Annotated in this window: 14 protein-coding genes and 1 tRNA gene; 11 read left to right on the top strand and 4 right to left on the bottom strand. The window is 42.9% G+C overall.

Annotated elements, in window-relative coordinates; genetic code table 11:
• Positions 1 to 22 precede the first annotated feature (22 nt).
• From OIZ54_RS16165 to cysG, 4 genes are read right to left on the bottom strand one after another with little or no spacing between them, the layout of a single operon-like run.
• A complete protein-coding gene (locus OIZ54_RS16165) occupies positions 23 to 1,747 on the bottom strand; it encodes an SLC13 family permease (protein WP_264390827.1) in 1,725 nt (574 codons plus the stop codon).
• Between the two features lie 31 nt (positions 1,748 to 1,778).
• Entirely contained in the window at positions 1,779 to 3,203 is a 1,425-nt protein-coding gene (cysN, locus tag OIZ54_RS16160) for a sulfate adenylyltransferase subunit CysN (protein ID WP_024032042.1), read from the bottom strand.
• Complete coding sequence (cysD, locus tag OIZ54_RS16155; RefSeq protein WP_004588199.1) at positions 3,203 to 4,102, bottom strand: sulfate adenylyltransferase subunit CysD; 900 nt, start codon at positions 4,100 to 4,102, stop codon at positions 3,203 to 3,205. The genes cysN and cysD overlap by 1 nt, the downstream gene beginning before the upstream one ends.
• Positions 4,103 to 4,150: 48 nt before the next feature.
• The gene (cysG, locus tag OIZ54_RS16150) at positions 4,151 to 5,578 is read right to left on the bottom strand and encodes a siroheme synthase CysG (protein WP_024032043.1); all 1,428 of its coding nucleotides are present in this window, start codon (positions 5,576 to 5,578) and stop codon (positions 4,151 to 4,153) included.
• A 281-nt stretch (positions 5,579 to 5,859) separates the two neighbouring features.
• On the opposite strand from cysG, the gene deoC reads away from it, so the two are divergent.
• The 11 genes from deoC (at position 5,860) to rpoC (ending at position 19,901) form a co-directional block, all read left to right on the top strand.
• Complete coding sequence (gene deoC / locus OIZ54_RS16145; protein WP_248462948.1) at positions 5,860 to 6,603, top strand: deoxyribose-phosphate aldolase; 744 nt, start codon at positions 5,860 to 5,862, stop codon at positions 6,601 to 6,603.
• A 13-nt stretch (positions 6,604 to 6,616) separates the two neighbouring features.
• Positions 6,617 to 7,465 (top strand): SPFH domain-containing protein, encoded by an 849-nt coding sequence (locus OIZ54_RS16140; RefSeq protein ID WP_029774147.1) that lies wholly within the window; start codon positions 6,617 to 6,619, stop codon positions 7,463 to 7,465.
• Between the two features lie 106 nt (positions 7,466 to 7,571).
• Positions 7,572 to 7,648: transfer RNA gene (locus OIZ54_RS16135), tRNA-Trp, on the top strand.
• A gap of 132 nt (positions 7,649 to 7,780) precedes the next feature.
• Complete coding sequence (secE, locus tag OIZ54_RS16130) at positions 7,781 to 8,158, top strand: preprotein translocase subunit SecE (RefSeq protein ID WP_004588203.1); 378 nt, start codon at positions 7,781 to 7,783, stop codon at positions 8,156 to 8,158.
• A 4-nt stretch (positions 8,159 to 8,162) separates the two neighbouring features.
• Positions 8,163 to 8,720, top strand: coding sequence for a transcription termination/antitermination protein NusG (gene nusG, locus OIZ54_RS16125; RefSeq protein ID WP_024032045.1), 558 nt, complete (start codon positions 8,163 to 8,165; stop codon positions 8,718 to 8,720).
• Between the two features lie 213 nt (positions 8,721 to 8,933).
• Positions 8,934 to 9,362 carry a 50S ribosomal protein L11 gene (gene rplK / locus OIZ54_RS16120; protein ID WP_004588205.1) on the top strand — a complete coding sequence of 143 codons (429 nt, stop codon included), beginning with the start codon at positions 8,934 to 8,936 and terminating at the stop codon, positions 9,360 to 9,362.
• A gap of 3 nt (positions 9,363 to 9,365) precedes the next feature.
• On the top strand, positions 9,366 to 10,070 hold the full coding sequence (gene rplA, locus OIZ54_RS16115; RefSeq protein ID WP_004588206.1) for a 50S ribosomal protein L1: 705 nt from the start codon (positions 9,366 to 9,368) through the stop codon (positions 10,068 to 10,070).
• Between the two features lie 323 nt (positions 10,071 to 10,393).
• Entirely contained in the window at positions 10,394 to 10,888 is a 495-nt protein-coding gene (gene rplJ / locus OIZ54_RS16110) for a 50S ribosomal protein L10 (RefSeq protein ID WP_024032046.1), read from the top strand.
• A gap of 75 nt (positions 10,889 to 10,963) precedes the next feature.
• Positions 10,964 to 11,326 (top strand): 50S ribosomal protein L7/L12, encoded by a 363-nt coding sequence (gene rplL / locus OIZ54_RS16105; RefSeq protein WP_004588208.1) that lies wholly within the window; start codon positions 10,964 to 10,966, stop codon positions 11,324 to 11,326.
• A gap of 272 nt (positions 11,327 to 11,598) precedes the next feature.
• A complete protein-coding gene (gene rpoB / locus OIZ54_RS16100) occupies positions 11,599 to 15,624 on the top strand; it encodes a DNA-directed RNA polymerase subunit beta (RefSeq protein ID WP_004588209.1) in 4,026 nt (1,341 codons plus the stop codon).
• A gap of 104 nt (positions 15,625 to 15,728) precedes the next feature.
• Positions 15,729 to 19,901, top strand: a complete 4,173-nt coding sequence (gene rpoC / locus OIZ54_RS16095; protein ID WP_004588210.1) for a DNA-directed RNA polymerase subunit beta' — start codon at positions 15,729 to 15,731, stop codon at positions 19,899 to 19,901.
• Positions 19,902 to 20,080 lie beyond the last annotated feature (179 nt).

Raw genomic sequence — 20,080 nt, 5'->3', positions numbered from 1 at the left:
TCTTGTACTGTAAGCGCTCGTATTAAAAAGGAAATACGAGCGGGATCAAGGTTAATACCGTGATTGAATAAATAATAGAAAGGGGCAAGCCCATTGTTATGTAATCTTTTAAGCGGTAGTTACCCGCGCTGTAAACCATGAGGTTTGTTTGATACCCAAACGGCGATATAAAACTGGCAGATGCACCAAACGCTACCGCCATAATAAAGGGTAGTGGGTCTACATTAAAACCCACTGCTAGCGAGTAAGCCACAGGGAATGAAAGCGCTGCTGCGGCATTATTAGTAATAAGCTCGGTGAATAATACGGTCATTAAAAATATGGCGATAAACGCGCCATAAGGGCCAAAATCACCTAGTACCATAAATAGGGCATCTGATATTTGCCCGGCAAGCCCGGTTTCTATCATTAATTTAGCAAGCCCTATGGCACTGCCTACAACGGCGAGTAGCTCAATGGGAAAGCGACGTTTTACTTCGCTTAGTTTAACTGTACCGCTAAGCAATAAGCCAATGAGTAACACCAGCAGGCCTTTTACTAAAGGGACTATACCTACAATGCTTAACCCTAACACGGCGGCAAAGCCTGCCAATACAATATTAGATTGTTTAGGTTTTAGGTGTGTTTGTAAGTCAAACCCCGATATATACACAAATTCGCGGTTTAAATTAGGTAAAGAGTAAAAGTTTTTACCTGGGGCGAGTATTAAGGAGTCGCCGGCTTGCAATTGCACTTGCCCAAGGCCGCCTTGTAAGCGGTCGTGCCCTCGGCGAATGGCAATAACAGCGGCATGAAACTGCTCTCTAAAACGCGCCTCTTTTACGGTTTTGCCAATAAACTTTGATGATTGGCTTACAACCACTTCAACTAAGTGTTCTATGTCTTTTTCGTGGTTGTCGTGCACCACTTTTAATCCGTCAAAGCGTCTTAATAAGGGTACCGATTTAATATCGCCAACAAACAGTAGTACGTCGTTTTGTCTAATAATTTGCTGAGGTGTTACTGCGTATATACGCTCATTGCCACGAATAATTTCGGCGAGGAATAAATCTTTTAAATCGCGTAGGCCGTTTTCTTCTACGGTGCGGCCAATAAGTTTAGAGTCTGCCTGCACTTTTCCCTCTAAGTAAAAGGGAATAACCTCTTGTGTGTTTTTGCCGTTGTCGGGCAGGTATTTGAGCATCACTAAAATAGTAATGAGGCCCACACTTAATGCGCCAATGCCCACTAAGGTAAAATCAAAAAAGCCCAGTGGCGCCATACCTGCATCTACGGCAAAGCCGTTCACTATTAAATTGGTTGATGTACCAATAAGTGTAATGGTGCCGCCTAATATAGCGGTGTACGACAGCGGTAATAGTAGCTTTGAGGGTGAATGATTTGGGTTGTCTTTTATGGCGGTGATAAGCGATGCCACAACCGCGGTATTGTTAGTAAATGACGATAAAAACGCGGTTGATAAACCAAGCTTTGTTACCGACTTTACTAAGCTTCCTTTAGATAACGATTGGGAAAGCTGTTGTATGAGTGTGGTTTTTTCAATAGCGATTGAAACCAGCACTAATAATACTAGGGTAATGAGCGACGGGTTTGCGTAGTTTACTAACATGCTTTCAAGGTCAATCAGGCCTGTTAAATAACCCGTACCAATAGCACTTACAAATAACCATGCTGGATTAATGCGGGTGCCAAAAAGGCACCCAACTAAGGTAAGCATAATGCCTGTTAAAACGAGCTGCTCTACCATGCTTTTATATTCCTAACAGACATTTTTATACTTACAGTTTTGAAATATCAAGCGCTTGCCAATGTGGGAAGTGCTTGCGTACTAAGCTATTAAACTCAATTTCAAAGTCGCTGAAATCGCTGTTTTGTTTTTCGCTTTTTAGTACTTGCTCAATCATACCTGCGGCAACCGTTAAGTTAGATAAACGGTCGATAAGGATAAATGAGCCAGTTTCGTGGTTGTTGTGATACTCGTCAGCTAATATTGTTTCGCTTAGTTCAAGCGTGACAATGGCAATTTCGTTTAGCTGAAGTGAATCGGCTGTGCCGTGCTCTAAAGTGTTTACATCAATAGTGTGGTCAATCTTTTTAACCACGGCTGATGTATTTTTGCTACCTAGTTTAATGTTGTAGCTTTTACCTAGTACCAGCGGCTCTTCGTGCATCCACACAAGTTTAGCTTGTATAAGGTTAGTAACCGTTGCACTTGAGCTTTGCGGCACAATGACATCGCCGCGGCTAATATCAATTTCGCTATTGAGGGTAACGGTAATTGCTTGGCCGGCCTCTGCGTGATCTAGGTTGCCATTAAAGGTCACAATTTCTTTAATACTTGATGTTTTACCCGACGGTAATACTTTTATTGCATCGCCAACTTGTAATTTACCTGATGCCAATGTGCCCTGAAAACCACGGAAGTTTAAGTTAGGGCGCACTACATATTGCACAGGCAAGCGTGCTTCAAAGCCGGTATCGGTTTCGGCCGCTGGTGAGTCTTCTAAAAGCTCAAGCAATGGCTTGTCGGTGTAATAAGGCGTATGAGCAGAGCGGGTTACTACGTTGTCGCCTTTAAGCGCCGACATAGGCACAAACTTAATGTTTGATACGTTAAGTTGCTCAGCAAATTTAAGGTAGTCGGCTTTAATTTTTTCATAAACGGTTTCGTCAAAATCAACGATATCCATTTTATTAATCGCTACCACAAACTGTTTAATACCTAGTGAGTCACAAATAAAGCTATGACGCTTAGTTTGTACTTGCACACCGTAGCGGGCATCAACCAAAATAATGGCTACATCGCTTGTTGATGCGCCTGTTACCATGTTGCGTGTGTATTGCTCGTGCCCTGGGGTGTCGGCAATAATAAATTTACGCTTAGCCGTTGAAAAATAACGGTACGCTACGTCAATAGTAATACCTTGCTCGCGCTCAGCTTGCAGGCCATCTACTAGTAGCGCTAAGTCTAGCTCTTCGCCTGCGTTACCTACTTTTTCGTTATCTTTATGAAGTGCTGCTAGCTGATCTTCATAAATTTGGTGGCTGTCGTGCAGTAGGCGGCCAATCAGTGTTGATTTACCGTCATCTACGCTGCCACAGGTAAGCATACGCAATAAGCTTTTATCTTGTTGGCGTGCTAGGTAGGCGTCTATGCCAATCTCTTTTACTTCGTTAATGGTGTCGTTAGTATTGGTAGACATTAGAAATACCCCTCACGTTTTTTCTTCTCCATTGAGCCTGCTGAGTCGTGATCTATTACACGGCCTTCACGTTCAGATGACGTAGATAGCAGCATTTCTTCAATAATTTCTGTTAGGTTACTGGCTGTAGATTCAACTGCACCGGTAAGTGGGTAACAGCCTAAAGTACGAAAACGTACCGATTTCATTTGTGGTACTTCGCCCTCAGCAAGTGGCATGCGCTCATCGTCGACCATAATTAAGGTGCCGTCGCGCTCTACTACAGGGCGTTCTTTAGCTAAATAAAGCGGAACCATTTCAATGTTTTCTTGGTAAATGTATTGCCAAATATCAAGTTCAGTCCAGTTAGACAGTGGGAATACACGAATGCTCTCACCTGGGTTAACTTGGCTGTTGTAAGTATTCCAAAGCTCTGGACGTTGGTTTTTAGGGTCCCAGCGGTGGTGTTTATCGCGGAACGAGTAAACACGCTCTTTAGCGCGAGACTTTTCTTCATCGCGGCGTGCGCCACCAAATGCAGCATCAAAGCCGTATTTATCTAGCGCTTGCTTTAAGCCTTGGGTTTTCATTATGTCGGTATGTTTACCCGAGCCATGCTCAAACGGGCTAATACCCATTGCCATGCCTTCTGGGTTTTTGTGTACCAGCAGGTCAAAACCGTATTCTTTTGCAAGGCGATCGCGAAACTCAATCATTTCACGAAACTTCCAGTTGGTGTCTACGTGTAATAACGGAAACGGAATTTTTGCAGGGTAAAATGCTTTACGCGCTAAGTGCAAAAGTACCGATGAATCTTTACCAATAGAGTAAAGCATTACTGGGTTCTCAAACTCAGCGGCGACTTCGCGCATGATTTTGATACTTTCAGCTTCAAGTTGCTGAAGGTGAGTTAAAGCCATTGTTAGTCGTCCTACTAAAATGATTAAAAGTGATTAAGTAAAATATAATTATGTATTTGATACGCCGGTTAGCGGCTGAGCAAAGCTACTGGTTTGCTCGTTTTGGCCAAACCATGCAAGCTGCGAGTGCAGGGCGGCTACTTCGCCAATAATAAGTAATGCTGGCGATACCACACTGTTGCGCTCTATTAAATCTGCAAGCTCACCTAATTGCCCCGTAACAACACGCTGGTTTTTACGCGTGCCGTTTTCGATTATGGCAACTGGCGTATTAGCGCTGCGGCCATGCTTTAAAAGCTGAGCCTGTATATGTGGCGATTTAATAACGCCCATATAAATAGCTAAAGTTTGATGCGCTTTAGCAAGCGATTGCCAATCGAGTTCTTGGCCATCTTTTTTACAATGCCCTGTTACAAACTGGATGGCTTGTGCGTGGTCGCGGTGAGTAAGCGGAATACCCGCATACGCGCTACAACCAGCGGCGGCAGTTATACCCGGTACTATTTGATAATTAACGTTATTGGCAGCTAGTACTTGTACTTCTTCACCACCACGGCCGTAAATAAATGGGTCGCCGCCTTTAATGCGGCATACTTTTTTGCCTTGCTTGGCAAAATCAACCAGCATTTGGTTGGTATCTTCTTGCGCTACACTGTGATCGCCCATACGCTTGCCTACGCAAACTAAATCGGCATCACGGCGTACTAATTCCATAATTTCATCAGACACTAAATAGTCGTATACAACGACATCGGCTTGCTGCATTAACTGCAATGCTTTAAGTGTTAAAAGCTCAGGGTCGCCTGGGCCTGCACCTACTACATATACTTCGCCTTCTGGCTCGGCTTTGGCATCAAGCATTTGCTCTAGTTGTGCTTGTGCTGCATCGGTATTACCTGTTTGCACTTTGCTTACGACTGATGAATCAAACACGCCTTCCCAAAATTGGCGACGATCGGCAAAGTGCTTAAAGCGCTGTTTTACTTTGTCTCTAAAACTGCCAACTAAAGTAGCCAGTGGGCCAATGTGTTGTGGGATTAACGTTTCGAGCTTTTCACGTAGTCGCCGAGCAAGTACTGGCGCGGTGCCTGCACTTGAAATAGCTATGGTTATTGGGTCACGGTCTACAATTGATGGGAATATAAACGTACATTTAGGTTGGTCATCAACCACATTTACAAATACATTGCGTGCGTTAGCTAGCTCAAATACGTTGTTGTTTACTTCGTCTAAGTCTGTGGCTGCTATAACCAGCATTTTGCCATCAAGGTGCGACTCATCAAAATAGGCATCAATAAGCGTTACTTCATTGTTTTGTGCATGTTCTTTTAGTTCATCACAAAACCAAGGTGCCACTAAGGTTACATTTGCGCGGGCTTTTAAAAACGCGCGACATTTGCGTAATGCGACCTCTCCACCGCCAACAACCAGCACAGGTTTGTTGTCGAGTTTGGTAAAGATAGGTAAATACTGCACGTGGTTAACACCTCTAAGTAAAATCTAAAATAAAACGCTATTGAGCAGGGGGCAGAATATAGCGCGCACTAGTAAGTAAAAAATAATTAAAACCAAGTTTATATAACCAAAAGTTATAATGGGTGGTTGTTTTAGGTTTAAGCCTTAATCTATAGGGGATTAACGCGCATTACACGCAAAATAATGTGCTTATAGTGTTTGGTTATGAGCTATAGCGAGATTACGTTAATTTGTTACTATGGCGCTAAACCTAATTTATCGCCTACTTAAAGGGATTACGTATGACTGAACAACACAACGATGCACACTTAGCTGTGTCGCTTATGGATTTAACAAGCCTAAACACCTCAGACACGGCCAGTGATATTCAGCAGCTTGTAAATAGTATTAACCCTAAATTGGGCACGCCTGCTGCAGTATGCGTTTACAGTGATTTTGTAGATGATGCAAAAATAGCACTGGCTGCGCGTGAACTTAACCATGTAAAAGTAGCAACGGTTACAAATTTTCCTAGTGGTGATGCGCCACTGAGCGATGTGATAAACGAAACACTGATAGCAATTGAGCGCGGCGCGGATGAAATAGATTTAGTGATCCCGTATAAAGCACTTATTGCTGGCGAGCACAGCAAAGTGCTGGAGTATGTAACTCAAAGTAAAAAAGCCTGTGGTACAAGAGCGCAATTAAAAGTAATTATAGAAAGTGGCGAACTTAAAACTGCAGAGCTAATCACTAAAGCTACAAACTTGGCTATTCAAGGCGGGGCTGATTTTGTAAAAACCAGCACAGGTAAAGTGGCAATAAATGCAACGCTTGACGCAACAAACGTGATGCTCAGCGCTATTAAACAATCGGGTAAGGTTGTTGGTTTTAAAGCCGCAGGCGGAGTTAAAACTGTTATTGATGCAAAGGAGTATTTAGCACTGACACGCTCAATTATGGGCGATGACTACTTACAAGCCGCTACATTTAGGTTTGGCGCATCAAGCTTACTAAGTGATGTATATAAAGTATTAGAAAAATAACCAAGGACATATAATGAAACCAAGAAATTCAGGGATGCAAAACCTGGTCAATAACCTTGTTAAAGGTGCCATTTTGGCCGGTGTTGTAGGGTTTGGCTTAACTGCATGTACTAACCCAAGCACGCCTGCAGGTGAAGAAGGGTATGTGTACGAAAAACCAAGAATATTTGGCGAAGGTGGCTATCAAGGCACCATGAAAGGACCTGCTAACTATGGTGTTTCTTTACTTCGTAATGAAGTGGTAAATATTGATATGCGACCTAATACGTATACTGAAACATTCAGAATTCTTGCTAATGATGATTTAAATATAAAATTTGATTTTCATGCAGTAATAGGGATTCAAAGTGGCTCGGTAAAAACAGTTGTAGAAGAGTATGGCGCTGAGAACTGGTATAAACGCTTTGTGCGTGAAACGTTTAGAACCTATGTGCGTGACATTGTGCAAAAGTACGACAGTGGTGAGCTGAAAACAAATCGCGAACAAATAGCGCAAGAAGTTAGTTTGCGTTTACAAACTTATTTATCATCAACGCCCTTTAAATTAGCAAATGTAGTAGTGGGAGATATTAATTACCCAGCCATTGTCGCAAATGCCGTAGAGAAAAAGCTTGCCGCGCAGCAGTTATTAGCAGAGAAAGAAACACAAAAAGAAATAGCACGCAAAGATGCTGAAATAAGAGTGGAAGAAGCAAAAGGTATTGCCCAAGCTCAAAAAATAATTAACGCAACGCTTACTGCAAATTATTTACAACATGAAGCTATAAACGCGCAGGCAAAAATGGCTGAGTCGCCAAACCATACAACGGTTTATATTCCAGTTGGTAATAATGGCGTGCCGCTAGTAAAAGGGGCTAATTAAGCCTTTTTATTATTAAGGACTTAATAGTTTATCGAGATTTTGCAATGTGGGTATCTTTTAGGCTTGTGTTAATGATTTGCGTAAGTATAATAGGCATCCACTTTGCAGGGGCGTAGTTCCAATTGGTAGAACAGCGGTCTCCAAAACCGACGGTTGGGAGTTCGAATCTCTCCGCCCCTGCCATTTTTACTCATAAGTTGAGTAAGTCTGGGGTTAAAAATCGGTTTAAATAAGTCTGTTTTTAAGTTTAGATTTTAATGGATTAACCCTGCCGTTGTGTAGGGTTGTTGTGTCTGTAGTTAAGGTAATAATATTATGAGCACGAATGTAGAAACACCATCAAGTGCGATGGAGTCGGTAAAGTGGTTAGTAGCAATCGCGCTACTTGCAGGCGCAGTTGTTGGTAATCACATGTTTGCAGATCAGTCTGTATTACTACGTGCAATTGGCGTTGTGGTTGCTATAGCAGCAGGTTTAGGTATTGCCTCGCAAACCGCTAAAGGCCGTGACTTTTTAGCATTTGCTAAAGAAGCACGCATCGAAGTACGTAAAGTTGTTTGGCCAACGCGTCAAGAAACTACCCACACGACATTAATCGTAATGGTTGCAACAGTGATTATGGCGCTTATCCTTTGGGGATTAGATGGCATTTTATTCCGCGCTGTAGGCTTTTTAACTGGATTGGAGATCTGATCCCATGTCGGATGAGAACAAAGAAATTAAATTACGCTGGTACGTTGTACAAGCATTCTCTGGTTACGAAAAGCGTGTAGCGCAAACGTTATCAGAGCACATCAAAATTGAAGGTCTTGAAGAGAGCTTTGGTGAAATATTAGTACCAACAGAAGAAGTTGTTGAGATGCGCGCCGGTCAAAAGCGTAAATCTGAGCGTAAATTCTTCCCAGGTTACGTACTAGTACAAATGGACATGAACGATGCAAGCTGGCACTTAGTGAACAGCACTGAACGTGTAATGGGCTTTATTGGTGGTACTTCTGACCGCCCAGCGCCTATTAGTTCTAAAGAAGCAGAACGCATTCTTAACCGTCTTCAAGAGAACGCTGAAGCACCTAAACCAGCTACATTATTTGAGCCAGGTGAAGTTGTTCGTGTTACTGATGGTCCATTTGCTGACTTTAGCGGTGTTGTTGAAGAAGTTGACTACGAAAAGAGCCGCGTGAAAGTGTCGGTACTTATTTTTGGTCGTTCTACACCGGTTGAACTTGAATTTGGTCAAGTTGAACAAGATAAGTAATTGATTAAAAAAGCTTCGTCATTATTTACTTAAATTTTGGCACGAAGCTTGAAAAAGGCCGCTGATTAACTTATAATCAGCGGCCTTTTTGTATTAAGGCAAAAATTTATTTTTGCTCGCAAAAAGTACGAAACCAATTTTTAAACTGGGAAGCCGTTAGAGTACGCGTCCTCGCGCGCACAAGGCTAAGACCCACCAAATGAGGTATTTATAATGGCTAAAAAAGTTGAAGCTTTAATCAAGCTACAAGTTGCCGCTGGTATGGCTAATCCTAGTCCTCCAGTAGGTCCTGCACTAGGTCAACACGGTGTAAACATCATGGAATTCTGTAAAGCGTTTAACGCGCGTACAGAGTCTATCGAAAAAGGCGCTCCAGTTCCTGTAGTGATCTCTGTTTACGGTGACCGTTCATTTACGTTCGATATGAAAACGCCACCTGCTGCTTACTTACTTAAGAAAGCTGCTGGTATCAAATCAGGCTCAGGCCGTCCTAACACTGAAAAAGTAGGCACAGTAACTCGTGCTCAACTTGAAGAGATCGTTGAGACAAAACGAGCTGACCTTACAGCGGCTGATATGGACGCTGCGGTTCGCACTATCGCAGGTTCTGCGCGTGCGATGGGCTTGAACGTAGAGGACTAAGAAATGGCTAAATTAACTAAACGTATGCGTACTATCCGCGAAAAAGTGGAAGTAACTAAAGATTACGAAATCAATGAAGCAGTTGCTCTTTTAAAAGAGTTAGCGACAGCTAAATTCGTAGAAAGTGTTGACGTTGCTGTTAACCTTGGTATTGACGCTCGTAAATCTGACCAGAACGTTCGTGGTGCAACTGTACTACCTAACGGTACTGGCCGTGATGTTCGTGTTGCTGTATTCACTCAAGGCGCTAATGCAGAAGCTGCAAAAGAAGCCGGTGCTGAATTAGTAGGCATGGAAGATCTTGCTGAACTAGTTAAGAAAGGCGAGATGGATTTTGACGTTGTTGTTGCATCACCAGACGCTATGCGTGTTGTTGGTCAACTAGGTCAAATCTTAGGTCCACGTGGTCTTATGCCTAACCCTAAAACTGGTACTGTAACGCCTAACGTTGCAGAAGCAGTTAAAAATGCGAAAGCAGGTCAAGTACGTTACCGTAATGACAAAAATGGTATCATCCATACTACAATCGGTAAGGTTGATTTCACTGCTGAGCAACTTCAACAAAACCTTGAAGCTCTAATCGTTGCGCTTAAGAAGGCTAAACCTTCTCAAGCTAAAGGTGTTTACGTTAAGAAAGTAACCATCTCTACAACAATGGGCGCAGGTGTTGCTGTTGACCAAAACACTTTAAGCACTTCTGTAGCTTAATAGGTGTTTACATGGCGTGAAATTTGTACTATAATTTTGCGCCATTTTGTTGAATAATTTATTATTTAACAAGTAAAGAATTCGGGTTGAAGTCCATAATTTCGCTAAGCTCTTGAGTGATGCGATAAATTGGGCTTCCGTCCAAGACCGTAGGCGGCTTCGGCCTTAATATTACCTACGTAGACGGTGTGAATCCCCAGATAGATTTTTCCTAATCTCTTCTGGCTCTCGCCGTAAAAAGCATCTCTATCAAGTTTGTTGATAGGGAAGAGTAAAACAGGGAAGCCGAGTGTCGGTGACCCATTAGACCAGGAGTAACACCCATGGCTTTAAATCTTCAAGGCAAAAAAGCAATTGTTGCTGAAGTCAACGAAGCAGCCAATGGTGCTCTTTCTGCAGTTGTTGCAGATTCTCGTGGTGTAGCAGTAGGCGCAATTACAGCCCTTCGTAAAGAAGCTCGTGAAGCTGGTGTATGGATGAAAGTTGTTCGTAACACTCTAGCAAAACGTGCTGTTGAAGGTACTGAATTTGAATGTCTATCTGATTCGTTAGTTGGTCCAAGCTTAATCGCTTTCTCATCAGAGCACCCTGGTGCTGCTGCGCGTATCTTCGCAGATTTCGCGAAAAAGAATGAGAAATTCGAAGTTAAAACGGCCGCTTTTGAAGGAAATGTTGTAGATGCAGCAATGCTTGCTACATTACCTACATACGATGAAGCTGTTGCACGCTTAATGAGCGCTATGAAAGAAGCGTCTGCTGGCAAATTGTGTAAAACAATTGAAGCAGTACGTGTACAGAAAGAAGAGCAAGCTGCTTAATTTTAAGCTGTTTAACCTCTCTTTCGGTGTAAATTTATTTGGACCTAGAGTCCGTTAATTATTAGGAAATTTGTAATGTCTGTAACTAAAGACCAAATCCTTGACGCAATTGCTGAAATGTCAGTAATGGACGTTGTTGCTCTTGTTGAAGCAATGGAAGAAAAATTCGGCGTAACTGCTGCAGCTGCTATGGTAGCAGGTCCTGCTGCTGAAGCTGCTGAAGAGAAAACTGAATTTGACGTAATCCTTACTGGCGCTGGCGCTAACAAGGTTGCGGCAATCAAAGCTGTACGTAGCGCAACAGGCCTAGGCCTTAAAGAAGCGAAAGCTCTTGTTGAAGCTGCTCCTGCACCTATCAAAGAAGGTGTATCTAAAGAAGAAGCTGAAGCACTTCAAAAAGACCTTACTGAAGCTGGTGCTGAAGTTGAGGTTAAGTAATCTAGCTCACGCTAGGTTCGCTGCCTGAGTAATCAGGCAAGGGCTGGTGATTATTTAATCACCGGCCTTTTTGCGCTATAGAGTTATGTATTCCTATAGCTCAAATAAAATCTGATTTTCTCTTTACTTTCAACGCTTTATAGTTTGCTAGTGTTGCTAAGGCGGAGTTAATTAGAACAACAATTAAATGTTGTAAATCTTGGCATAGATGCCAGTTAAGTCTGTTCTTACAAGAACAGGTCGGGTCAAAGATCAGCAAGCTGAGGAACCCCATGGCTTACTCTTATTCTGAAAAGAAACGTATCCGTAAGGATTTTGGTAAACGTCCACAAGTTTTGGATATACCTTTCTTACTGTCGACACAGTTAGAATCGTTTAAAAAATTCTTAGTCCCAGACGCTGATGGCGATCATGGTTTGGAAGCAGCCTTCCGTTCTGTGTTCCCTATTAAAAGCTACTCGGGAAATTCTGAGCTTCAATACGTAAGTTATCGTATTGGTGAGCCAGTATTCGATGTAAAAGAATGTCAAATTCGCGGTGTGACTTATTCTGCTCCACTTCGCGTGAAACTGCGTCTTGTAGTTATGGACAAAGAAGCTCCAGGCACAGTTAAAGACATTAAAGAGCAAGAAGTTTACATGGGCGAAATTCCGCTCATGACTGATACCGGTACTTTTGTAATCAATGGTACAGAGCGTGTTATCGTTTCTCAGCTACACCGTAGCCCTGGTGTATTCTTTGATAACGACCGCGGTAAAACCCATTCATCGGGTAAAGTATTATATAACGCACGCGTTATACCTTACCGTGGTTCATGGTTAGACTTCGAATTTGATGCAAAAGATAACTTATATGTACGTATAGACCGTCGTCGTAAATTACCGGCGTCTATTATTTTACGTGCACTTGAGTACTCTAGCGAAGAAATCTTAGATATGTTCTTCGATACTACCGCGTTTGAAGTAACTGACGGTAAAGTTCTTATGGAACTTGTGCCTTCACGTTTACGTGGTGAAACTGCCGCTTTTGATATCAAAGGCGAAGACGGTGAAGTACTTGTTGAAAGCGGTCGTCGTATTACGGCTCGCCACATCAAGAGCATCGAGAAAAAAGGCATTAATCAATTAGAAGTACCACATGAGTACATCATTGGCCGTATTGTAGCTAAAAACTATGTTGATGAGTCAACAGGTGAAGTTATTGCAAACGCTAATGACGAGCTATCACTAGAGTTGATGGCTGAATTGGTTAAAGCAGGTCACACTAAAATTGAGACGTTATACATCAATGAAGTGGACAGCGGCGCTTACATGTCAAATACATTAAATATTGACTCGTCTAGCAACCGTTTAGAAGCATTAGTAGAAATTTACCGCATGATGCGCCCAGGCGAGCCACCGACGAAAGACGCGGCTGAAGCCTTATTCGAGAACTTATTCTTCTCTGAAGAACGTTATGACTTATCTACTGTAGGTCGTATGAAGTTCAATAGCCGTGTTGGTTACGATACAGACACAGGCCCTGGCACATTAAGCAAAGAAGACATCGTGTCTGTTATGAAAGTATTAATTGCTATTCGTAACGGTCAAGGCGATGTTGATGATATTGACCACTTAGGCAACCGTCGTATACGTAGTGTTGGCGAAATGGCTGAGAACCAATTCCGTGTTGGTCTAGTACGTGTAGAACGTGCTGTACGTGAGCGTTTAAGCTTAGGTGACCTTGACGCGATAATGCCACAAGATCTTATTAACGCTAAGCCTATTTCGGCAGCGGTTAAAGAGTTCTTCGGCTCGTCTCAGTTATCACAGTTTATGGACCAAAATAACCCGCTATCAGAAGTAACGCATAAGCGTCGTATTTCTGCATTAGGTCCGGGCGGTCTAACGCGTGAGCGCGCTGGCTTTGAAGTACGTGACGTTCACGTAACTCACTATGGTCGCGTATGTCCAATCGAGACTCCTGAGGGTCCAAACATCGGTCTAATTAACTCGTTATCTACGTACGCACGTACAAATGATTACGGTTTCTTAGAAACACCTTACCGTAAAGTGGTAGATGGTGTAGTAACTGATGAAGTTGATTATTTATCAGCCATTGAAGAAGGTCAGTTTGTTATCGCACAGGCGAACTCAAACTTAACCGAAACCAATGAGTTTGTTGATGAACTTATTCCGTGTCGTCACAAAGGTGAATCTACCTTTATGGGTCGCATGGACCAGCAATATATGGATGTATCACCACAACAGGTGATCTCTGTAGCGGCAGCACTTATCCCGTTCCTAGAACACGATGATGCTAACCGTGCATTGATGGGTTCAAACATGCAACGTCAAGCAGTACCAACATTGAAAGCGGATAAGCCGTTAGTAGGTACAGGTATTGAGTTAACACTAGCGAAAGATTCTGGTGTAACGATTGTTGCTAAACGTGGTGGTGAAGTAATGTACGCCGATGCTAGCCGCATCGTTGTAAACGTACATGACGATGAGCGTATTCCTGGTGAAGCGGGCATCGACATTTACAACCTTACTAAATACACACGTTCTAACCAAAATACATGTATTAACCAAAAACCAACGTGCATGGTTGGTGAACCGGTTACTCGTGGTGACGTGTTAGCAGATGGTCCTTCGACTGACTTAGGTGATTTAGCCCTTGGTCAAAACCTTCGCGTGGCATTCATGCCATGGAACGGTTATAACTTCGAGGATTCAATCTTACTATCAGAGCGCGTAGTTGAAGAAGATCGTCTAACGACTATCCACATTCAAGAACTACAGTGTGTTGCCCGTGATACTAAATTAGGTCCTGAAGAGATCACTGCAGATATCCCGAATGTGGGTGAGTCTGCGCTAGGCAAGCTTGATGAATCAGGCGTTGTTTATATTGGTGCTGAAGTTAAAGGCGGCGATATCCTAGTAGGTAAAGTGACTCCGAAAGGCGAGACGCAATTAACACCTGAAGAGAAGCTACTGCGTGCTATCTTCGGCGAAAAAGCGTCTGACGTTAAAGACAGCTCTTTACGTGTACCAAACTCTGTAACTGGTACTGTAATTGACGTACAAGTTTTCACCCGTGATGGTGTTGAAAAAGATAAGCGTGCGTTAGAAGTTGAAGACATGCAGCTTCGCGAAGCGAAGAAAGACTTCAACGAAGAGTTCCGTATTCTAGAAGCCGGTGTATTAGACCGTGCTCGCAAGCTACTTGCTGCAGCAGGCTTCGATGAAGACAACTTAGCGTCACTAAATGCTGAAAAGCTACTTACTCAAAGCCTTGCACAAGAAGACAAGCAAGCTGAACTTGAGCAACTAGCTGCACAGTACGATGAGCTTAAAGCTGAATACGATAAGAAGTTTGAAAACAAACGTCGTAAAATTACTCAAGGTGATGACTTAGCACCAGGCGTACTTAAGATTGTTAAAGTATACCTAGCTGTTAAACGTCGTATCCAACCGGGTGATAAAATGGCGGGTCGTCACGGTAACAAAGGTGTTATCTCGACTATCGTACCAGTAGAAGATATGCCATACGATGATAAAGGTCGTACGGTAGATATCGTACTAAATCCACTAGGTGTACCATCTCGAATGAACATCGGTCAGATCCTTGAAACACATATGGGTCTAGCTGCACGTGGTATTGGTGAGCGCTTAGAGGAAATGATGAAGGAACAACGTGAGCTACATGAGCTACGTGAATTCATCAAGCAAGCTTACGAAATCGGTGAATCTCGTCAAGAAGTAGATATTGCTAGCTTCTCTGATGATGAAATTCGTCGTTTAGCTGATAACTTAAAAGGTGGTTTACCAATCGCTACTCCTGCATTTGATGGCGCTAAAGAAGACGAAATCAAAGACATGCTAGAGCTTGGTGGATACCCAAGAAGTGGTCAGGTTACACTCTATGATGGCCGTACTGGCGATCAGTTTGAACGTCAAGTAACTGTTGGTTACATGTACATGCTTAAACTTAACCACTTGGTTGACGATAAGATGCACGCACGTTCTACTGGTTCTTACAGCCTTGTTACTCAGCAGCCGCTGGGTGGTAAAGCACAGTTCGGTGGCCAGCGTTTTGGTGAGATGGAAGTATGGGCACTTGAAGCTTACGGTGCTGCTTACACTCTACAAGAAATGCTAACAGTGAAATCGGATGACGTGAACGGTCGTACTAAGATGTATAAAAACATCGTTGATGGTAACCATAAAATGGAACCAGGTATGCCAGAATCGTTCAACGTATTGTTGAAAGAAATCCGCTCACTGGGTATCAACATCGAGTTGGAAGAAAATTAAGCCAATTAGATGCTGCAGTTAACCCTGCAGCATCTGTTACGGCTGAATAGAATGTAGGGGCGAGATTATCCGCCCTCAAGATTAACTCCGACAGGAGAGCTAAGGTGAAAGACTTACTTAAGTTTCTGAAGCAACAAAATAAGACCGAAGAATTCGATGCAATTCGCATTGGTCTTGCTTCACCAGACATGGTTCGTTCATGGTCATACGGTGAAGTAAAGAAACCTGAGACTATTAACTACCGTACTTTCAAGCCTGAGCGCGATGGCTTATTCTGTGCCCGTATTTTCGGCCCAGTGAAAGATTATGAGTGTTTATGTGGTAAATATAAACGCCTTAAACACCGTGGTGTGATCTGTGAGAAGTGTGGCGTTGAAGTTACACTTACAAAAGTGCGTCGTGATCGTATGGGTCATATCGACCTTGCGAGCCCAGTAGCACATATATGGTTTTTAAAATCATTACCGTCTCGTATTGGCTTAATGCTTGATATGACACTTCGTGATATTGAACGTGTTCTTTACTTCGAATCATTCGTAGTAACTGAGCCTGGTATGACAACGCTTGAGCGTGGTCAACTATTAGGTGAAGAAGAATACCTAGATGCACTTGAAGAGCACGGTGATGAGTTTGAAGCTAAGATGGGTGCAGAAGCAGTATTAGACTTGCTTCGTGAACTTGATCTTGGCCAATTAATTGCAGAAATGCGTGAAGAGTTACCAACAATTAACTCTGAAACGAAGCGTAAAAAGATCACTAAGCGTCTTAAGTTAATGGAATCGTTCCACCAATCAGGCAATAACCCTGAGTGGATGATCATGACAGTACTTCCAGTATTGCCACCTGACTTACGTCCATTAGTACCGCTAGACGGTGGTCGTTTTGCGACATCTGATCTAAACGACCTTTACCGTCGTGTTATTAACCGTAATAACCGTCTTAAGCGTCTATTAGATTTAGCTGCACCAGATATTATCGTACGCAACGAAAAACGTATGTTACAAGAAGCGGTAGATGCGCTACTTGATAACGGTCGTCGTGGTCGTGCAATTACAGGTTCTAACAAGCGTCCGCTTAAATCTCTTGCTGATATGATCAAGGGTAAGCAAGGTCGTTTCCGTCAGAACTTACTTGGTAAGCGTGTAGATTACTCTGGCCGTTCTGTAATCACGGTTGGTCCTACACTTAAGCTTCACCAATGTGGTCTTCCTAAGAAGATGGCACTTGAGCTATTCAAACCATTCATCTATGGCAAATTAGAGCGTCGCGGCATGGCTACGACAATCAAAGCTGCTAAGAAAATGGTAGAGCGCGAAGTAGCGGAAGTATGGGATGTACTAGACGAAGTAATTCGTGAACATCCAGTATTACTTAACCGTGCACCTACACTTCACCGTTTAGGTATCCAAGCGTTCGAACCTGTACTAATTGAAGGTAAAGCAATCCATTTACACCCATTAGTATGTGCGGCTTACAACGCCGACTTCGATGGTGACCAAATGGCGGTACACGTACCGTTAACGCTTGAAGCTCAGTTAGAAGCTCGTGCACTAATGATGTCTACTAACAACATTCTATCTCCAGCGAATGGTGAGCCAATCATCGTTCCTTCACAGGATGTTGTATTAGGTCTTTACTACATGACGCGCGATCGCATTAATGCGAAAGGCGAAGGCATTGTATTTAAAGATCCTAAAGAAGCAGAAAAAGCATACCGTAGTGGTAACGCAGAACTTCACGCGCGCGTTAAAGTGCGTATTAGTCAGTCAATCACTAACGAAGCAGGTGTTGTTGAAGACACTGTAACGCTTATCGACACTACTGTTGGTCGTGCAATTCTGTCTCTAATTTTACCTAAAGGCATGCCGTTTGAGTCAATCAACCAAGCATTAGGTAAAAAGCAGATTTCTGGCTTATTAAACGAGTGTTACCGTCGTCTAGGTCTTAAAGACACTGTTGTGTTTGCTGACCAAGTTATGTACACCGGTTTCCACTACGCAATGAAGTCAGGTGTTTCAATTGGTATCGATGACTTAGTTATCCCACCAGTTAAAGCATCAATCATTGAATCAGCTGAAGCTGAAGTAACTGAAATCAACCAACAATTCCAATCAGGTCTTGTAACGGCTGGTGAAAAGTACAATAAAGTTATCGATATCTGGTCACGTGTAAATGAAAACTTATCACGTGAAATGATGGCCAACTTGTCTAAAGACACGGTTATCAATGCGAAAGGTGAAGAAGAAGAGCAACCGTCATTTAACTCAGTGTTTATGATGGCCGACTCAGGTGCTCGTGGTAGTGCCGCTCAGATCCGTCAGCTAGCAGGTATGCGTGGTCTAATGGCACGTCCAGATGGTTCAATCATCGAGACGCCAATCACGGCTAACTTCCGTGAAGGTCTAAACGTACTACAGTACTTCATCTCAACGCACGGTGCGCGTAAAGGTCTTGCCGATACAGCACTTAAAACAGCTAACTCAGGTTACCTAACGCGTCGTCTAGTAGACGTTGCACAAGATTTGGTAATCAATGAAGACGACTGTGGCACAGAAGATGGCTTAACAATGAAACCGCTTATTGAAGGTGGTGACGTTGTAGAAGCACTTCGCGAACGTGTACTAGGTCGTGTTGTAGCTGAGCCTGTGGTTATCCCTAATACAGATACTGTATTAGTAGAACGTAATATCATGCTTGATGAAAAACTGTGTGACCTTTTAGAAGAGCACTCAGTAGATGAAGTTCGCGTACGTTCTGTTATCACGTGTGATAACGACTTTGGTGTATGTGCTAAGTGTTATGGTCGTGACCTTGCACGTGGTCATATCATCAACGCGGGTGAATCAGTAGGTGTTATCGCGGCACAATCAATCGGTGAGCCGGGTACACAGCTTACGATGCGTACATTCCACATCGGTGGTGCGGCATCAAGAGCATCAGCTGAAAACAATGTACAAGTTAAAACTGACGGTACGTTAAAACTACATAACGCTAAGTATGTACTTAATACCGACGGTAAGATTGTAATTACTTCACGTTCAACTGAAATCACTATCATTGATAGCTTCGGTCGTGAAAAAGAGCGTTATAAAGTACCTTACGGTGCGGTACTAACAGTACAAGACAATGCAGAAGTTCAAGGTAACGACATCGTTGCTACTTGGGACCCGCATAGTCACCCAATCGTTCTTGAGCATAAGTCAAAAATCTCGTTCAGCGATATTGATGACTCAAATACTGAAGCACAAACTGATGAACTAACCGGCTTAACCCGTGTAGTTGTTAAAGACCTTGCTAAAGTAAATGCGAAAGAGCCTAAGCTTATCATCGAAAGTGAAGAGCGCGGCTTGCAAGAAACACGTCTACCTTCATTCACTACGATTGAAGTGACAGATGGCGTTACAGCAAACCCAGGTGACGTACTTGCACGTATTCCGCAAGAAGGTTCGAAAACTCGTGATATCACGGGTGGTCTACCACGCGTAGCCGACTTATTTGAAGCACGTAAGCCAAAAGATCCAGCTATCTTAGCTGAAATCACAGGTACTATTAGCTTCGGTAAAGAGACTAAAGGTAAGAAACGTTTAGTTATTACACCAGCTGAAGGCGATCATTACGAAGAGATGATTCCTAAGTGGCGTCAACTTAACGTGTTTGAAGGTGAGCAAGTGTCTAAAGGTGAAGTTATCGCCGATGGTCCTGAATCACCACATGACATCTTACGCCTACGTGGTGTGACTCATGTTGCTAACTACATTGTTAACGAAGTGCAAGAGGTTTACCGTTTGCAGGGCGTTAAGATCAATGATAAGCACATTGAAACAATTATTCGTCAGATGCTACGTAAATGTACCATCCTTGACGGCGGTGATACTGAGTTCTTAGCGGGTGAGCAAATTGAAGTAGCTCGCGTTAATATCGCTAATCGTGACCTTGAAAAACAAGGTAAAATCCCAGCGAAGTTTGAAATACAACTTATGGGTATCACGAAAGCATCACTAGCAACCGAATCTTTCATCTCGGCAGCGTCTTTCCAAGAAACAACACGTGTTCTTACAGATGCCGCAGTGAATGGTAAGAGCGATGAGCTTCGTGGTCTGAAAGAAAACGTAATTGTGGGTCGTCTGATCCCAGCCGGTACTGGCTTTGCGTATCACCAAGACCGTATGGCTCGCCGCAAGCAGGGTGAAGTTGTTGAAGAGCAAACAGTAAGTGCAGAAGAGGCAACTCAAGCACTAACAGATGCTCTGAACGCAGATTTATCTGGAAATCAATAAACTCTTATTAATCAACAGATTAATAAATCGTAAGACAGTTATCTACTGTCTTACGATGAGTTTAGGTTGACAGGTTAAACTTTGCTCATTAAAATTCCGCCACCCATTTACTTGCATGTATGTTACAAGCTTGTAAAAAGGGCGGATTTTTTTATTTTTTTCAGTAGTAATTTTAATTT

This window comes from Pseudoalteromonas sp. A3 (genome assembly GCF_025942345.1).
GTDB lineage: Bacteria > Pseudomonadota > Gammaproteobacteria > Enterobacterales > Alteromonadaceae > Pseudoalteromonas > Pseudoalteromonas atlantica.
Note: the sequence above shows the minus strand (reverse complement) of the source record. Positions and strands in the feature narration are given on the sequence as shown.